Source organism: Streptomyces caatingaensis (assembly GCF_001187435.1).
GTDB classification, from domain to species: domain Bacteria; phylum Actinomycetota; class Actinomycetes; order Streptomycetales; family Streptomycetaceae; genus Streptomyces; species Streptomyces caatingaensis.
In genome coordinates this window covers 636,717-653,449 of record NZ_LFXA01000002.1, presented here as the reverse complement: position 1 = coordinate 653,449, position 16,733 = coordinate 636,717, and the positions used below count along the sequence as shown (strand labels likewise).

The window sequence follows — 16,733 nt, the reverse complement described above, 5'->3', positions numbered from 1 at the left end:
GGGGCCCGCTTCACCGGGCCCCGCGCCAGCGGCCTCAGCGGGCGGCGGCGCCGGCGGGCTCGGGGCTGCGGGGCTCGGGCACGGCGGGGGCGGCGGCCGTGTCGAGGACGGGGTCGGGGCCGGGCAGCCCGGCCCGGTGGGCGCGGACGCCGGCGTGGACGGCCCAGTAATAGAAGCCCACGGACGACAGGGCGACCAGGGCGATGTCCACGCCGCCCGGGAGCACGCCGTGCCCGCCGAACTCGGTGCTGCCGAGCGCGGACAGCAGGGCCAGCCAGAGCAGGAAGGCGACCATCCACCAGGCGGGGGCGAACTGCCGGGCCAGGCTCTTCTCGCCGCGGCGGCGCAGCACGACGGCGGCGATCGGCACGGAGACGAGGGTGAGCAGGGCGACCTTGCCGGTGTTGGGCCACTTCGACCAGTACAGGGCGCAGGCGGCGAAGGCGAAGGTCAGCGGGCAGAGCACGGCGGCGGCCGGGAGCTTGAAGGGGCGGGGCAGCTGCGGCTTGGTCCTGCGGAAGACGCCGACGGCGATGGGGCCCATGAGGTAGGAGACGACCATGGCGGCGGAGACGACGCTGGCGAGCGCCTCCCAGCTGTGCCCGATGGTGAGCAGCAGGAGGACGGAGAAGCCGAGGTTGAGCCACATCGCGGGGCGGGCGACGCCGTAGCGGGGGTGCACCTCGGCGATCTTCCTGGGGAAGAAGCCGGTCTCGGCGAGGTTCTGCGCGAGGTAGGCGGAGGAGGCGACGTTGCCGATGTTGGCGCCGTTCGGGGAGATGAAGGCGCCGAACTGGAGCATGGTGACGACCCAGTGGAGCATCAGCAGCTTGGCGAGGTCGGCGAAGGGCGAGGCGAAGTTGATGCCGCTCCAGCCGCCGGCCTCGGCGAGCTTCTCGGGGGGCACGGCGCCGAGGAAGGCGACCTGGAGCGCGAGGTAGATCACCAGGCCGAGGGAGAGCGCGCCGACGAGGGCGAGCGGGATGGCGCGGCCGGGGTTCTTGGCGGTGCCGCCGAGGTTGACGACGGCCTGGAAGCCGTTGAAGGCGAAGACGACGCCGGAGGCGGTCACGGCGGTGAGCACGGCGGACCAGCCGTTGGGGGCGAAGCCGCCGTGGCCGGTGAAGTTGCCGGTGTGGAAGCCGGAGGCGATCAGGGCGCCGCAGGCGAGGACCGGGATGGCGAACTTGACCAGGGTGAGCAGGTTGTTGGCCCGGGCCAGCAGGGCGACCGACCAGTAGCAGGCGAGCCAGAGCGCGACGGTCAGCAGGAGCGCGGTGGCGATGCCGGTGGCGCTCAGGCTGCCGTCCGAGACCAGCCCGCGGGCCCAGCCGAAGCTCCAGGAGGACATGTACTGGGTGCCCGCGATGGCCTCGATGGGGATCAGGGAGGCGGTCGCGATCCACACGGCCCAGCCGGTGACGAAGCCGAGCACCGGGCCGTGGGAGATGGAGCCGAAGCGGGCCATGGCGCCGGGCAGCGGGTAGGCGGCGCCGACCTCGGCGTAGGACATGGCGATCATGCCGATGAAGATCGCGCCGATCACCCAGGCGACGAGCGCGGCGGGGCCGGCGACCTGCGCGGCCTGGCCGGCGCCGAAGAGCCAGCCGGAGCCGAAGATGGACCCCAGTCCGATCATGATCAGGGCGAAGAGGCTGAGCCCCTTCCGGTTGCCCGCGTTGTTGGCCGCGCTCAGATCCACGAGGGTGCTTTCCGTTCTGCCGGGAAACTGGTGACGCCACCTGCCGGGCCGGGCGGAAGGCTCCGCCCGCGCCGCTCAACCGGCCTGGTCCACCGCACACCGAAACTCGCGAGACAGCCGAAAACGCAACAGCGACACCGGACATAGTACGACAACCCGCGGTAACGGCCCCGGGCCGGAACGGCCGGCTCCGCAGCGCGCTCCCGTCCTCGCGCGCAGTAATCGCCACCCGGCGCGGGGACGGCGCCCTCCGCGCCCTCGGTCGTCGCCCGCGCCCTCGGTCCCCCTCGCGCCTCAGTCCTCCCCGCCCGCGCGCGGCCCGATCCGGAAGTCGAACGCCGCCGTCCCCGGGTCGAGCGCCGTCACCCCGCCGTCCACGGTGAGGACCGCGCCGTTGACGTACGACGCGGCGGGCGACAGCAGCCAGGCCACGGCCCCGGCCACCTCCTCCGGGGCGCCGGGACGGCCCGCCGGGGTCAGCCGGGTGGCCTCCGCGTACGCCGCGTCCAGGCCCGCCTCCCCCTCCCCCAGCCCCTCGGCCGCGGCGAAGCGCGCCATCCGCCCGTCCGCCATCTCCGTGCGCACCCAGCTCGGACAGACGACGTTGGCCCGCAGCCCGCGCGCCCCGTAGTCGACGGCGAGGGAGCGGCAGAGCTGGAGGAGGGCGGCCTTCGAGGTGGCGTAGGCGGCGTTCCCCCGGCCGTTGCGCAGCGCGGCCACGGAGGCCACCGCGACGACGGCGCCCCGGGCCTCCAACAGGTGCGGCAGGGCGGCGCGTTGGAGCAGGAACGGCCCGGTCACATTCGTCCGCATGACCTCCTCCCAGGTCTCGGGGGACAGCTCGCCCACGGCACCGCTGCGCCCGATGCCGGCGTTCAGGACGAGCCCGTCCAGCCGCCCGTACGCGGCCACGGCGGCGTCCACGAGGCCCTGGACGGCCTCGGGGTCGCCGGCGTCGGAGGGGTGGGCGAGGGCGCCGGTCTCCTCCGCGACGCGCCGCAGCGGTCCGGGCCGCCGCCCGGAGACGACCACGTGGTGCCCGGCCTCCCGCAGCAGCCGTGCGGTGGCGGCGCCGATCCCCGTTCCGCCGCCGGTGACGATGTACGTGCGCTGTCCGGCCATGACCGTCCACCCCTCCGAGCAAGATCGTCGTCCCGGCGATCCTACGCACCGGCGGCCGCCGCCCGGAGACCCGGTACCCCGCGGCCGGCCCCCGGGGGCCACCGCGGGGGCGCCGCTCACCCGCCGGCCGCCGCCAGCCCCCTCCCCGCGGCCTCCGCCCAGTGCCGCGCCCCCGCCCGCTCCGCCACCGCCCGCGCCCGGCGGTAGTGCTCGGCGGCCGCGCGGGGCCGGTCGAGGAGGTGGGCGAGGGCGCCGAGGTGGTGGGCGACCGGGCCGAGGGTGACGACGCCGCTGCCCGCGCCGGCCAGGCCGTCCGCGGCGGGGAGGAGCCGGCGGTAGACCGAGGACGCCATCGCGCGGTCGCCGAGTTCGACGGCGAGGACGGCGGCCAGGCCCAGGCGGGCCTCCAGGAGGTGGTCGCGCGGGAGGGGGCGGGCCGCGGCGGCCACCGCGCGGGCCTCGGAGGCACGGCCGCCGGCCAGCAGCATCAGCGCCTGACCGCGGGCGTAGATGGGCCCCCAGCGGTCGTACTGGTCCTGCGCCTCGCCGGCGAGGTCGAGGAGGGAGCCGTGGCCGGCGGCCCGCAGGCAGAAGCGGGCGAAGTGCAGCAGGTCCCGCTCGATGCCCCACATCCACGTACCGTCCAGGCTCTCGGTGACGCGCAGATACGCGGCGTCGGCCTCGTCCGTGCGGCCGTCGATCGCCAGCCGCATGGCGCGGTACCAGGCCAGCAGGGTGGCGGGCAGCGGCAGTTCGTAGCGGTCGGACAGGCGCTCGACCGCCGCGGCGTGCGCGTCGGCGATCGCCGGCTCGGCGAGCGCGGCGTGCGCCTGACAGAGGATCAGGTGGCCGAACACCTCGACCGGCGCCAGCTCGTGGCGGACACCGAGGGCCACGATCTCCTGGCCGATCCGCACGCGCTCGGACGCCAGACCCGCCCGCCGGAAGGTGTGCGCGTGCCGGGCGTGCAACGCCTGGGCCAGCAGCACCGGTTCGGCCAGCTCGCGGGCGGCCGCCTCCGCCCGGCGGGCGGCGAGCGGGCCCCGTTCGTCCTGGCCGCCGTCCAGCTCCAGGGCCAGCGTCGTCAGCGCCTGGCAGCGGGCCGTCGCCGCCTCCTCGGGCAGGCCGTCGAGCACCCGCTGCGCGGTGGCGACGATCTGCGCGTCACGGGCGGCGTAGCGGCGGTTCGTCCACACCGTCGGCACGTCGAAGGCGGCGAGCACGCCCGCCGTGAACTCCGGGTCGCCGAAGCGCTCGGCGGCCTCCACGGCCGTGCCCCGCTGCTCCCGCGCGGCCACCACGTCCCCGGCCAGGGCGAGCGCCCTGACCATGCCCATCACCAGTTCCAGCCGCCCCCGTTCGTCGGCCGAGCCGGAGCGGTCGTGCGCCTCCAGCGCGGCCCGCCACAGCCGCACCGCCTCGCGGTGGGCGAAGCGCCGCTGCGCCTGCTCGGCGGCGGCGCGGGCGTACGCGGCGGCCCGCGGGGCGGTGGCGCGGTCGCCCGCGGCGAGGAAGTGGTGGGCGAGCAGGCTCACGTGGCCGGGCCGCAGCCGCCGCACGGCCTCGCCCGCCCGGGTGTGCCAGTGGGCGCGGCGCAGCAGCGGGATTTCTTCGTAGAGCGCGTCGCGGACCAGCAGGTGCGCGAAGCGCACCCGTCCGGCCTCCTCCTCGGCGAGCAGCCCCTCCGCCAGTCCGGTCTCCACGGCGGCGGCGACCGTCGCCGGGTCGTCCCCGGTCATGCCGGCGAGGACGTCCAGGTCGATCTCGCGGCCGAGGACGGTCGCCCGCCGCAGCAGCGCGGCGGTGTCCTCGGGGAGCCGGGCCAGCCGGTGCCGGATCACCGCCCGCACCCCGGCGGGGACGTGGCGCAGCGCGGCGGAGGCGCCCGCGTCGGCCATGAGCCGGGCGGTCTCGCGGACGAAGAAGGGGTTCCCGGCGGTGCGTTCGGCGACGGCGCGCACGGTGGCGTCGTCGGCGTCCGGGGCCCGGTGCCGGACGAGCGCGGAGACGTCGGCGTCGGCGAGGCCGCCGAGTTCGATCCAGAGGGGGTGGCCGCGGGCCAGCCGGGCCAGTGCGTCGCGCAGCGTCCCCGTCTGTTCGGCGGGCCGGTAGGCGGCGGCCACCATCAGCGGCGCGGCGGCGTCGGCGGCCCGGTCGACGAGGTGTCCCAGCAGCGCGAGGGTCTCCTCGTCGGCCCGGTGCAGGTCGTCGAGGAGGACGAGGAGGGGGGCCCTGGCGGCCGCCCCGGCCAGGTGGCGGGCGACGGCGTCGTGCAGCCGGAAGCGGGAGCAGGCCGCGCCGGCGGGCGGCGCCGCGTCGGGCGCGGCGGATAACAGGGCCGCCTCGGGCGGCGGTCGGTGCCCCAGGGCGGTGAGTTCGCCCAGCAGTTCCGTCCACGGCCAGGCCGCGGGGGCGCCGTCGCTCTCCGGGCAGCGGCCCCGGATGCCGCGCCAGCCCTGCGCGGCCAGCCGTTCGCGCAGCCGCTGGAGCAGCGCGGTCTTGCCCGCGCCGGGTTCCCCGGCGATCAGGGCCAGGCGGACGGATCCGAAGGGGGCGGCGGCGAGGGCTTCCAGCTCGGCGAGTTCGGCGTGCCGGCCGACGAAGGGGGCGGCCGCGGCGCCCCGGACGGCGGGGGCCGCGGGGGGCGGGGGTGCCGCGGGAGCCGCCGCCGGGCGGGCGCCGGCCGCGAAGGCGGGGTCGCCGTCCAGGATCCGCCGGTGGGCGGTCTCCAGCAGCGGCCCCGGCTCGACGCCCAGTTCGTCGACGAGCAGCCGGCGGGCCCTGCGGTAGACGGCGAGCGCGTCCGCCTGCCGCCCGGCCCGGCACAGGGCGCGCATCAGCAGCCCGTACGGGCCCTCGCGCAGCGGGTGTTCGTCGGTGAGCGCGGTGAGCTCGGGGACACAGCTCAGCGAGCCGCCCAGGTCGAGGTCGAGGGCGAGGCGCTCCTCCAGGACCGCGAGCCGCAGCTCGGCGAGGCACTGGCGCTGCCGTTCGGCGAACGGGCCGGGCAGGCCGGCCAGCGGCTCGCCCCGCCACAGGACGAGGGCCTCGGCCAGCAGGTCGCGGGCCTCCTCGGGCCGCCCGCCGGCCTTCGCCCGGCCCGCGCGGGCCGCCAGCGCCTCGGCGCGCGCCGCGTCGACGGCGTCGTCGGGGAGCCGGAGCCGGTAGCCGTCGCCGAGCGAGTCCAGGACGGGCGCGGCCGGGTCGCGGTGCAGCACCTTGCGCAGCCGGGAGACGTAGGTGCGGATCGTGGCGACGGCCGCCCTGGGCGGTTCCTCCCCCCAGAGCGCGTCGACCAGGTCCGCGGCCGTGACCGTCCGGCCGGGGCGCAGCAGCAGGACGGCGAGCGTCGCCTGCTGCTGTCTGCTGCCCAGCGGCAGCACGGTCCCCCCGTCCCGGCCCAGCATCGGGCCGAGCACCGAGAAACGGAGGCCCCCCACGTCGCCCACCTGCCGCGTACCTCCGCGCGCCGAAACCACCCTTTTTCGTACGCGCTCATGAAAACGACCCGGATGTAGATCGTCAACCCATTCGGCGGCGTCGGGGTCGCTCCGGGTCGAGTCCCTGCATAACGGACGGCCGTCGGCCGGCGGAGTCCCGCGCCCGCCGGCAGGTGCCGTTCCGGATCAGGGCGGACGGGGGCGGGCCGCGGTGGTTCAAGGGGGAATGTTCCAGCCGGTGATGACGGGCCGTCCGTGCTCCGTCCCGAGGACGGACAACGTGCCGGTGTCCAGCCGGTACAGGGCCCCGTCCGCCGCCGGCCGGCCCAGCCGGCGGGCGGTCAGCGCGCGCAGGACGTGCCCGTGCGCGAAGAGCGCGACGTCCCCGCCGGTGTCGCGGAGCGCCGCGTCCGCGCGGACGAGGACGGCGTCGCAGCGCTCGCCGAGCCGGGCGAGGGTCTCGCCGGGCCGGTCCGGGCCGCCGGTGGGGACGCCGTCGCGCCACAGGTCCCAGCCGGGGTGCCGCTGCCGGATCTCCGCGGTGGTCAGGCCCTCGTAGGCGCCGTAGTCCCACTCCACGAGGCCGGGTTCGAGGACGACGCCCCGCCCGCGCGGCAGGCTCAGCTCGGCGGTGCGCACGGCCCGTCGCAGCGGGCTGCACAGGACGTGGGTGATCCTGCGGGCGGCGAGCGCGGGGGCGAGGGCGGCGGCCTGCAGCTCCCCGTCGGGGGTGAGGGGGACGTCGGTGCGGCCGGTGTGCCGGCCGCTCCGGCTCCACTCGGTCTCGCCGTGGCGGATCAGCAGGAGGTCACCCATCCCGGCCGTCACCGCCCTCCGGGAGGCACCACCGGTACGGGGCGATGAGCCGGTGGACGCGGTCCGGCCCCCAGGAGCCCCGGGCGTACGGCTCGGCCGGCGGCGGGTTCTCCAGCAGCGGCGCGGACGCCTCCCACAGGCGCTCGACGCCGTCGGCGCTGGTGAACAGGGACTGGTCGCCCAGCATCGCGTCGAGGATGAGGCGCTCGTAACCCTCCAGCGCGTGCGCCGTGGTGAAGCAGTCGGAGTAGGCGAAGACCATGGCCGCCGCACCGAGGCGCATCTCGGGGCCCGGCTCCTTGGCCAGGAAGCGGGCGGTGATGCGGCCGGGGTCGTCGAAGTCGATGACCAGCTCGTTGGCGGTGTCCGGCACGTCCCGGGGGAACATGCGCAGCGCCGGTTCGCGGAAGCCGAGGGTGACCACGTGCCGCCCCTCGGCCAGGGCCTTGCCGGAGCGCAGGTAGAACGGGACGCCGGCCCAGCGCCAGTTGTCGATCTCCACGCGCAGGGCGGCGAAGGTCTCGGTGTCGGAGTCGGGGGCGACGCCGGGCTCGGCGCGGTAGCCCTCGTACTGGCCGCGGACGACGTGGGCCGGGTCCAGGGGCCGCATGCTCTGGAAGACCTTGTCCTTCTCGGCGCGCAGGGCCCGGGCGGTGAGCGTGGCGGGCGGTTCCATGGCGACGAACCCGAGGATCTGGAAGAGGTGCGTCACGATCATGTCGCGGAAGGTGCCCGTGCCCTCGAAGAACCCGGCCCGGCCCTCGATGGTGAGCTTCTCCGGCACGTCGATCTGTACGTGGCTGATGTGATTGCGGTTCCAGACGGGTTCGAAGAGGCCGTTGGCGAAGCGGAGGGCGAGGATGTTGTCGACGGACTCCTTGCCGAGGAAGTGGTCGATGCGGAAGACCCGGGACTCGTCGAAGACCGCGTGGATCGTCTCGTCGAGCGCGCGGGCGGTGGGCAGGTCGGTGCCGAAGGGCTTCTCGACGATGAGGCGCCCGCCGTCGGCGAGGCCGGACGCGCCGAGTTCGCCGACGACGGCGGGGAACGCGGCGGGCGGTACGGCGAGGTGGAACAGCCGCCGCGGGCTGCCCCCGAGGGCCCGCTCGGCCTCCTGGACGGCGGCGGCGAGCGGCCCGGTGTCACCGGGGTCGGCCGTCCCGAAGGACAGCGCCCGCTCGAACTCCTCCCACGCCGGCCCCTCCGGCTTCGACCTGCCGAACTCCGCGACGGCCCGCCGGGCGTGGGCCCGGAACCCCTCGGCGTCCGGCGCGCCGGCGGCCGGTGCCGAGCCGATGACGCGGTAGCCCGCGGGCATGAGCCCGGCGCGGGCCAAGTGGTAGAGCCCGGGCAGGAGTTTGCGCCGGGCGAGGTCGCCGGTGGCGCCGAAGAGGACGATCACATGGTCCTCGGGCCGCGGTCCGTGGTCCCCGGCACTGCGCACGCTCATCGTCGCTCCTTCCCGGCCGCCGGGGCCCGCCCGCCCCGTTCGCAGGGGCCGGCCCCCGCCGGTTCGCGCCGCGCCCGTGCCCCCGTTCCGGGTCGCTGCGGCGGGGCCCGGGGCACCGGGGGGGCGTTCACGCCGGCGACAGGACGGCGGCCGTCGCCGTGCCCCTCCCGGCGGGGCACACCGTCGGCGGCGCACTTCTCCCGGGCGCGCAGGGCCGGTTGGGCCCCGGACCCGGGGCGAGGAGGCCCGGCGGCGAGGACGGCCCCCTGCCGCCCGGCGGGGACGCGGCCGCCCCAACGGTCCCTTCCAGTAGACGCCGTCCGCCGGCCGGCCGCATCCCGGCCGGGTCAGGACTCCGCGAGCTTCCTGACGCCGTCGAGCGTCGCGCGGATGCCCCGCTCCAGCATGTCCAGGCGGAAGGCGACGAGTTCCTCCTCGCGCTCCGGCTCGGCCTCGACCATCTTCGTCAGGTACGAGGTGCCCGGGCCGATCGTGACGGAGTGGCGCAGCCGGGTGCCGTCGCCCTCGGGGGCGAGCTCGAAGCTCCAGGTGGCGACAGGGCGGTCGAAGTCGCCCTCCATACCGCCGACTTGCCAGGCGAAGGCCGTGCCCGGCCGGTGGTCGCTGACCCGCGACACCGTCTCCCAGCCGCCCAGCAGCTCGTTGCGGTTGCGGCCGACGAAGGTCGCCCCGAGGGCCGGGCCGGTGGCGCCGTCCAGCCACTCGGCCTCGTACAGTTCGCCGCCGAAGCGGGTCGGGGTGGTGATGTCGGAGACGAGGTCCCACACCCGTTCCGGCGCCGCCGCCACGTGGATGTCCGCCCCGGTCCCCGGTCCGTCCGCCAGTCGCATCGTCATCGTCCTCCCCGTCGGTGCCGTCTCTCGGCCCGAACACCCTAGCGGGCAGGGGCGTTCGGGGCTACCGGCGAGTAGGCCGCCGGGGCGCGGACGCGCCGCCGCCCGCCCGGGGCGCGAGGGGCGCTCCGGACGGGCGGCGGTGGGGAGGGCGGGGATCAGACGGCCGCCGGGGCCGGCTCCGCGTCGGCGGGCTTCTCCGGACGGGCGTCGCGGCGCAGACCCTTGCGGTCGTAGAGGTAGGTGACGCCGAAGCCGAAGAGCACGGCGGCGGCGAGGGCGATGCCCAGCGAGACCCAGGCGCGGGTCAGGCCGGCGTCCGCCTGGGCGCCGTAGTAGAGGATCGAGCGCAGGCCGCCGGTGATCTGCCGCAGCGGCTCGAACTCCGAGAGCACGCGGAAGAAGTCGGGCAGCGCCTGCAGCGGCACGGTCGAACCCGAGGAGGGAACGGCCATGGCCACGAAGACGATCGTCGAGAGCAGCATGCCGGGGAGGCCGAAGGCGCGCAGGAGCGCCAGCGCGCCGATGCCGACGACGGCGACGGTGACCACCGAGTAGACCCACAGCAGGCCGAGGTGGGAGGCGTCCATGCCGAGGATGCCGACCGTGGCGAGCTCGACCAGGGAGCCCATGACGACGGAGAGGCCGAGCATGAGCACGCAGTCGATGCCCAGGGTGCGCACCCGGCTCGTCCGGCGCAGCGGGTTGCGCAGGCGGAACGGGCCGTAGTCGGTGTGCTGGTAGCCGAGGAAGGTGTCGACCTGGGAGACGAGCGCGTTGGCGCCGAGCATGCCGCAGACGACCAGGACCAGGGCGTAGTAGAAGGCGCTCAGGCCCATGGCGCTGTGGCTGCCGAGCGGGTGGCCGTCGGCGACCTGGACGTCGACGGGGTCGGCGAGCATCAGCTGGGCGGCCGGGGCGAGCTTGGCGCCCTGGGCGTTCGCCTGCTTGAGGAGCTCCTTGCCGAGCTGGGCGGAGGCCGCGTGGGCGGCCTTCTGGGTCGCGCCACTGGCCATCGAGGAGCCGAAGCTGCCGGCCGACTGGTTGGTGAGCACGGTGATCGTCGGCCGGACGGGCTTCGTCTGCTGCGGGCTGATCAGGCCCGTCAGCGAGGCGGTGAAGTTCTCCGGCACGACGATGGCGCCGAAGAGCTTGCCCTGGCCGAGCTTCTTGTCGGCCTCCTCGCGGTCGAGGACCTGCCAGTCGAAGCTGTCGTTGCCCTCCGCCGACTTCTTGATCCCGGAGACCACCCGGTCACCGGCGTTGAGCCGCTCGCCCTTGGCGACGACGGCGCCCTTGTCGCTGTTGACCAGCGCGACGGGCAGATCGCGCAGGTTGCCCTTGGGGTTGACGTTGCCGCCCACGTAGAGCAGGGCGAAGAGGCTGGCAATCACCGCGAGGATGAGGCCCGAGCCGATCCACAGCCGCGGGCTGCGGAGCGCGGAGGTGGGCTGAGGGGTAGGCATGAACGCTCCGGTTCGATCACACGGGGTTACTAGATATTGAAGGTATCCAGTGCTAGATAGTGACAGTATCGAGTTACGGTGTCCAATCGCGGTGCCTTATTCGGGCATCAGGCGTTCCCGTACGTTCCCGTACGGGGACCGGCGCGACGGCGGACGCCCGGCAGCACCCCGCCGCACCACCGACGAGGAAGTCGCATGAAGATCTCGGAGCTCAGCCGCACGACCGGCGTGCCGGTCGCCAGCATCAAGTACTTCCGCCGGGAGGGCCTGCTGCCGGCCGGCCGGGCCACCGCCGCGACGCTCGCCGAGTACGGGGACGAACACGTGCAGCGGCTGCGGCTGATCAAGGCGCTGACCACCCTCGGCGGGCTGTCCATCGCCGCCACCCGCGAGGTCCTCACCGCGGTCGACCGGGCCGACAGCGCCGACGGCACCCTCAAGGCGATCAGTTACGCCCTGCCCGTGCCCGTCGCCCAGGCCCCGGCCGTGGACGAGGACGAGGAGGCACGGGCCGGGGCGGCCGCGGCGGCGGACGTGGCCGGCCTCGTCGCGGCGATGGACTGGCGCATCCCCGCCACCTCGCCGCACGTCCGCGGCCTGACCACGGCCCTGCGCGAGCTCCGCCGCCTCGACGCGGACTACCGCCCCGAACGGCTCGTCGCCTACGCCGAGCTGGCCCGCTCCATCGCCCGGCTCGACCTGGAACGCGCGGCCGCCTTCGAGGACGCGCCGAGCCTGGCCGAACAGGCGGTCGTCGTCCTCGCCCTCTCCGGGCCGATGCTCGAACTGCTGCGCCGCCTCGCCCAGGAGGACCTCGTCCGCCGCCGGACGACGTTCGAGGACTCCGAGGACGTGGGGGCGGACGCCCCGGCGTAACGCCCGGCGGCATCCCGTACGGCCTCCGGCGCCCCGACGAGGCCGGACCCCGGCGCGAAGCCGGTGTCCCCCGCCCCGCGCCCCCGCGGAACGGCCCCCGCCCCCGGCTAGGGTGCGGCAATGGAGATCTTCCATCTGCGCTACTTCGTGGCGGTCGCCGAGAACCTCAGCTTCTCCCGCGCGGCACGTCAACTGCACATGGCCACCTCGCCGTTGAGCCAGCGGATCAGGGACCTCGAACGCGAGCTGGGACGGCCGCTCTTCGACCGGGACTCCCACCACGTCTCCCTGACCCCCGCCGGGGCCGCGCTGCTGCCCGTCGCGAAGGACGTCCTCGGCCGCTTCGACGACATCCCCTGGCGGCTGCGCCGGGCCGTGGGCCACGAACGGCAGACCGCGTACGTCGGCGTCGTACCGGCGCTGCACCCGCGGCTCAAGGAGCGGCTCGCGCGCGTCGAGGAGCGCTGCGCCGGGGAGTTCGACGTCAAGCGCTGGCCCGGCAACAGCGCGAACCTGGTGAACGCGGTGCAGCGCGGCGACCTGGCCATGGCGCTCGTGCACCTGCCCGTGCACGCCGACGGCATCGAGGTGCTGGAGCTGCTGCGCGAGCCGCTGGGCGCGCTGCTGCCGGCCGCCGAGTTCGGCGGGCGCGACGCGGTGTCGCTCAGCGAGCTCACCGACCACACCTATGTCACCTCGGCGCCCGGGACGCTGCCCACCTATTTCGACCAGCTCAGGGTGCGCCTCAAGGCCGCCGGAATTCACCGGGAGATAACGCTCAACATCGGCGACTACGCGAGCGTGCGGGAAATCGTGGCGAACGGCTCGGTGTTCGGCATCACCTTACTCAGCGCGGGCGAGGGCGATGCGGGCAAGGGCGCGAGCGTCGTGCTGCCGTTCCGTGACTTCTCGCCCGCCCTGGCGACCGGTCTCATCTGGCGCCGGGACCGGGCCGAGCCGGACGGCGACCTGCACGGGCTGGTCGAGGCGGCGACAAACACATTCTCCGAGCCCCTCGACCAGGGGACCTGACCTGCCCGTTCCCTCCCGGAAAACGGCGTGACCGCTGCGGTCACGCCGTTTTTCGCGCATTGATGTCACTGATCGCTTGGGTTCCGCCACCGCCCGGCACTAGCGTTTTCCATGGGACGCGGAAACGACCCCGCAAGGGTTCCGCATTCCCCTTTCCCGCCCTTTCCCTTTTTGGAGTGGTGATGGAATCCGCCGCACATCCCGCAGCCCGGGAAAAGACCGGCCCGGAAACTCCCGGCCCGGAAGACAATAGCCCGGAAGACAATGGCCCCGAAAAGAACGGTCCGGAAAAGAACGGCCCGCTCGCCGGAGTACGCGTCATCGACATGGCCACGGTGGTGATGGGCCCGTACGCCGCGCAGATCCTCGGCGACCTCGGCGCCGACGTCATCAAGATCGAGTCGCCGAACGACACCGTCCGCGTCGGCACCCTGCACCGCACCCCCGGCATGACGCCGCTGAACCTCAACGTCAACCGCAACAAGCGCAGCGTCGCGCTGAACCTCAAGGACGAGGACGGACGCGCCAGGGCGCTGGAGCTCATCGGCACCGCCGACATCCTGATCACCAACATGCGCATCGGCGCCCTGCGCCGCCTCGGCATGGACCACGAGACCCTCGCCGCGCTCAACCCCCGCCTCGTCCACGTCCACGCCCAGGGCTTCCGCCCGGACTCCGACCGGGCGGCCCTGGCCGCCTACGACGAGACGGTGCAGGCCGCGTCCGGCCTGCTGGACCTGGCGCAGCGCGCGGGCGACATCGGCGCCCCGGTCGTGCTGCCGAGCATCTTCGCCGACAAGGTCGCCGCCCTGACGATCGTGTACGCGGCGCTGGCCGCCCTCGTCCACCAGCGCGCCACCGGGCAGGGGCAGCACGTCGAAGTGCCCATGGCCGACACGCTGTTGGCGTTCAACCTGGTCGAGCATCTGCAGGGCCGGGTCTTCGAGCCGCCGATGGGCCCGACGGGCTTCCCGCTGTCGATGAACAGGGGGCACCGGGCCCGTCCGACCAAGGACGGCCTGGCGATGGTCATCCCGTACGGCCCGCAGAACTTCCGCGACCTGTTCGCCGCGGCGGGCCGCGCGGACCTGGCCGAGGACCCGCGCGTCAACGGCGAGTTCATCGACTCGCAGCGCGACGGCGAGGCCCTGGCCGGACTGCTGGACACGGTGACGCCGCTGCTGACGACCGCGCAGTGGGCGGAGGTGTCGCCAAGCACAGCATCCCCTTCGGGCCCGTCCTGCGGCTCGACGAGGCCGCCGACGACCCGTACGTCCGCGACGGCCACCTGCTGGACGTCGCCGAGCACCCGAGCGAGGGCGCGTACCGGGTGATCGGCATCCCGCTGGCGTTCTCCGCGACGCCCGCCTCGGTGCGCCGGCACGCCCCGCTGCCCGGTCAGGACACCGAGGACGTGCTCGCCGAGCTGGCCGCCCGAGGGGAGGTGCGGTGATGAGCGACAGCGTCCGTACGGAGACCGCCGGCGGCGTCCTCGTCGTCACCATCGACCGGCCCAGGGCCCGCAACGCCGTGGACGCCGCGGTCACCCGGGGCATCGCCGCCGCCGTGGACCGCCTGGAGTCCGACCCCGCCCTGCGGGTGGGCGTCCTCACCGGCGCGGACGGCACGTTCTGCGCGGGCATGGACCTCAAGGCCGCGGCCCGCGGCGAGCAGGTGACCGTGCCGGGCAAGGGCTTCGCCGGGCTCGTCGAGGCCCGTCCGGCCAAGCCGCTGGTCGCGGCCGTCGAGGGCCACGCCCTGGGCGGCGGCTTCGAACTCGCCCTGGCCTGCGACCTGGTGGTCGCCGCCGAGGGCGCCCGCTTCGCCCTCCCCGAGGTCAGGCGCGGCCTGATCGCCGGCGGCGGCGGAGTCGTGCGCCTCCCCCGGCGCATCCCCCACCACCTGGCCATGGAGCTGCTGCTGACCGGCCGCACGATCACCGCGGAACGCGCCCGCGACCTCGGCGTCGTCAACCGGCTCACCCCCGACGGCCGGGCCCTGCCGGCCGCGCTGGAACTCGCGGAGGAGATCGCCGCCAACGCGCCGCTGGCGCTGGCCGCGGTCAAGCGGACCGTCCAACGGGCCGACGGCGCGCCGGAGTCCGAGGCGTTCGCCGCGCAGGCCGCCGAGATCGGGGCGCTGCTGCGGTCGGCCGACTTCGCCGAGGGCGTGCGCGCCTTCGCCGAGAAGCGCGCGCCGCGCTGGAGCGGACGATGAACCGCGCACAGGTGCTGGCCACGCTCGCCACCCCCGCCACGGCCCCCGCGTACGCCCCGGCCGCGGTCCGCTTCACCGACCGCGAGTACCTGAGCGTCGTCTACCGCACCGACGCCGAGGCGCTGCGGGCCGTGGTGCCCGAGCCGCTGAGCATCGACCCCGGCGAGCCGCTGGTGCGGTTCGAGGTGATGAAGATGGGCGACGCGACGTCGTACGGCCCGTACGTGGAGGCCGGGCAGGCGATCCCGGTGCGGTTCGGGGACGAGCGCGGCGAGTACCTGCACGCGATGTACCTGGACAGCTTCGCCGCCACGGCGGCGGGCCGCGAGGTGAGCGCCTATCCGAAGGCGATGGGCACGCCCGCCCTGTACGCCGACCACGCCGCGCTGGTCGGGACGCTGGACTACGGCAGCGTCCGGGTGGCCACCGCGACCATGGGCTACAAGCACCACCCGCTCGACCCGGACCGCGCCCGCGCGCAGATCGCGGTGCCCACGTACATGCTCAAGACCGTTCCGGACTACGACGGGACGCCGCGCGTCTGCGAGCTGGTCCGCACCCGGATCACGGATCTCGTGGTCAAGGAGGCGTACACCGGGCCCGCGCGGCTTCAGCTCTTCGCGCACGTGCTGGCGCCACTGGCGGACCTGCCGGTGCGCGAGGTGGTCTCGGCGAGCCACATCGTCACGGACCTCACGTTGGACAAGGCCGTTCCCGTCCACGACTACCTGACCGAGGAGAACCCGTCATGACCCCCGAGTGCAAGCCCGAGTGCAAACCCGAGTGGAAGCCCGGGTGGAAGACCGGGTGGAAGACCGTCACCGTCGTCGGCGCCGGCACCATCGGCCTCGCGTGGGCCGCGCTCTTCGCCTCGCACGGCATCGAGGTCACCGTCACCGATCCGCGCGAGGACCTGGACGAGGCCGTGGACGAGGCCCTGCCCCTGCTCGCCGCCGGGCTCCCCGGCAGCGACCCGGACGGGCTGCGCGGCCGCATCCGCACCACCCACGACCTGGCCGGGGCCGTGGCCGGGGCGCGGCTCGTCCAGGAGAACGGCCCGGAGGACCTGGAGTTCAAGCGGCGGCTCTTCGCCGACATCGCCGGACACGCCCCGGGCGACGCGGTGCTGGCCACCTCCACGTCCGGCATCGTGGCCTCCCGGATCGCCGAGGGCCTGCCGGACGCGGTCGCCGCGCGGCTGCTGGTCGCCCACCCGTTCAACCCGCCGCACATCGTGCCGCTCGTGGAGATCGTCCCGGGCGCGCGCACCTCCGAGGACGTCGTCGAGGCGGCCGTCGCCTTCTACCGGTCGCTGGGCAAGGTGCCCGTGCGGCTGCACAGGGAAGTCCCCGGTTTCGTGGCCAACCGGCTGCAGAGCGCGGTGCTCCGGGAGGCGATCCACCTCGTCCTCGAAGGGGTGGTGGACGCCGGGGAGCTCGACACCGTGATGAAGGCGTCGCTGGGCGGCCGTTACGCGACCGTCGGCCCCTTCGAGAGCTTCCACCTCGGCGGCGGCCCCGGCGGCATCCGCCACATGATGCGCCACCTGGGCCCCGGCCTCGCCGAGGGCTGGCGGCGCCTGGGCCGCCCGGAGCTGGACGACGCGGCCGTCGCCACGATCGTCGCCCGGACCGAGGCCGCGTACGGCACGGGCCCGGCGGCCTACCGCGAACGCGCCGCGCTGCGCGACCGCAAGCACCTGGCCCTGAACGCGACGCTGCGCGCCACCGACAAGAACGACACACAGAACACCTGACG

General features: G+C 75.1%; 12 protein-coding genes and 1 pseudogene. 6 read left to right on the top strand and 7 right to left on the bottom strand.

What is annotated here, in order from left to right; all coding sequences use genetic code 11:
• Window positions 1–34 precede the first annotated feature (34 nt).
• The 7 genes from AC230_RS03520 to AC230_RS03490 all read right to left on the bottom strand — a co-directional run bounded on the left by AC230_RS03520 (window position 35) and on the right by AC230_RS03490 (window position 10,850).
• Window positions 35–1,702: an APC family permease gene (locus AC230_RS03520; protein ID WP_078870925.1), complete on the bottom strand. Its 1,668-nt coding sequence runs from the start codon at window positions 1,700–1,702 to the stop codon at window positions 35–37.
• Between the two features lie 294 nt (window positions 1,703–1,996).
• The gene (locus AC230_RS03515) at window positions 1,997–2,824 is read right to left on the bottom strand and encodes an SDR family NAD(P)-dependent oxidoreductase (protein WP_049714424.1); all 828 of its coding nucleotides are present in this window, start codon (window positions 2,822–2,824) and stop codon (window positions 1,997–1,999) included.
• 116 nt (window positions 2,825–2,940) lie between these two features.
• The gene (locus tag AC230_RS03510; protein WP_157868497.1) at window positions 2,941–6,264 is read right to left on the bottom strand and encodes an ATP-binding protein; all 3,324 of its coding nucleotides are present in this window, start codon (window positions 6,262–6,264) and stop codon (window positions 2,941–2,943) included.
• Window positions 6,265–6,480: 216 nt separating this feature from the next.
• Window positions 6,481–7,080 (bottom strand): histidine phosphatase family protein, encoded by a 600-nt coding sequence (locus AC230_RS03505; protein WP_049714986.1) that lies wholly within the window; start codon window positions 7,078–7,080, stop codon window positions 6,481–6,483.
• Complete coding sequence (gene zwf, locus AC230_RS03500) at window positions 7,073–8,530, bottom strand: glucose-6-phosphate dehydrogenase (protein ID WP_049714422.1); 1,458 nt, start codon at window positions 8,528–8,530, stop codon at window positions 7,073–7,075. Before zwf ends, AC230_RS03505 begins: the two co-directional genes overlap by 8 nt.
• Before the next feature lie 347 nt (window positions 8,531–8,877).
• Window positions 8,878–9,387 (bottom strand): SRPBCC family protein, encoded by a 510-nt coding sequence (locus tag AC230_RS03495; protein ID WP_241833059.1) that lies wholly within the window; start codon window positions 9,385–9,387, stop codon window positions 8,878–8,880.
• Between the two features lie 155 nt (window positions 9,388–9,542).
• Window positions 9,543–10,850 (bottom strand): YhgE/Pip domain-containing protein, encoded by a 1,308-nt coding sequence (locus tag AC230_RS03490; protein ID WP_049714420.1) that lies wholly within the window; start codon window positions 10,848–10,850, stop codon window positions 9,543–9,545.
• 195 nt (window positions 10,851–11,045) lie between these two features.
• Between AC230_RS03490 and AC230_RS03485 the strand changes: the two genes are divergently transcribed.
• From AC230_RS03485 to AC230_RS03460, 6 genes and pseudogenes are all read left to right on the top strand, one after another.
• Window positions 11,046–11,726 carry a MerR family transcriptional regulator gene (locus tag AC230_RS03485; protein WP_049714419.1) on the top strand — a complete coding sequence of 227 codons (681 nt, stop codon included), beginning with the start codon at window positions 11,046–11,048 and terminating at the stop codon, window positions 11,724–11,726.
• A gap of 120 nt (window positions 11,727–11,846) precedes the next feature.
• Window positions 11,847–12,758, top strand: a complete 912-nt coding sequence (locus AC230_RS03480) for a LysR family transcriptional regulator (protein ID WP_049714418.1) — start codon at window positions 11,847–11,849, stop codon at window positions 12,756–12,758.
• 326 nt (window positions 12,759–13,084) lie between these two features.
• A pseudogene (locus AC230_RS03475) lies at window positions 13,085–14,211 on the top strand (CaiB/BaiF CoA transferase family protein).
• Window positions 14,211–14,975, top strand: coding sequence for a crotonase/enoyl-CoA hydratase family protein (locus AC230_RS03470; RefSeq protein ID WP_049714417.1), 765 nt, complete (start codon window positions 14,211–14,213; stop codon window positions 14,973–14,975). The pseudogene AC230_RS03475 and the gene AC230_RS03470 overlap by 1 nt, the downstream one beginning before the upstream one ends.
• Window positions 14,972–15,727 (top strand): acetoacetate decarboxylase, encoded by a 756-nt coding sequence (locus AC230_RS03465; protein WP_049714416.1) that lies wholly within the window; start codon window positions 14,972–14,974, stop codon window positions 15,725–15,727. The genes AC230_RS03470 and AC230_RS03465 overlap by 4 nt, the downstream gene beginning before the upstream one ends.
• Window positions 15,724–16,731, top strand: a complete 1,008-nt coding sequence (locus AC230_RS03460; protein ID WP_078870924.1) for a 3-hydroxyacyl-CoA dehydrogenase NAD-binding domain-containing protein — start codon at window positions 15,724–15,726, stop codon at window positions 16,729–16,731. The genes AC230_RS03465 and AC230_RS03460 overlap by 4 nt, the downstream gene beginning before the upstream one ends.
• Window positions 16,732–16,733: the final 2 nt, after the last annotated feature.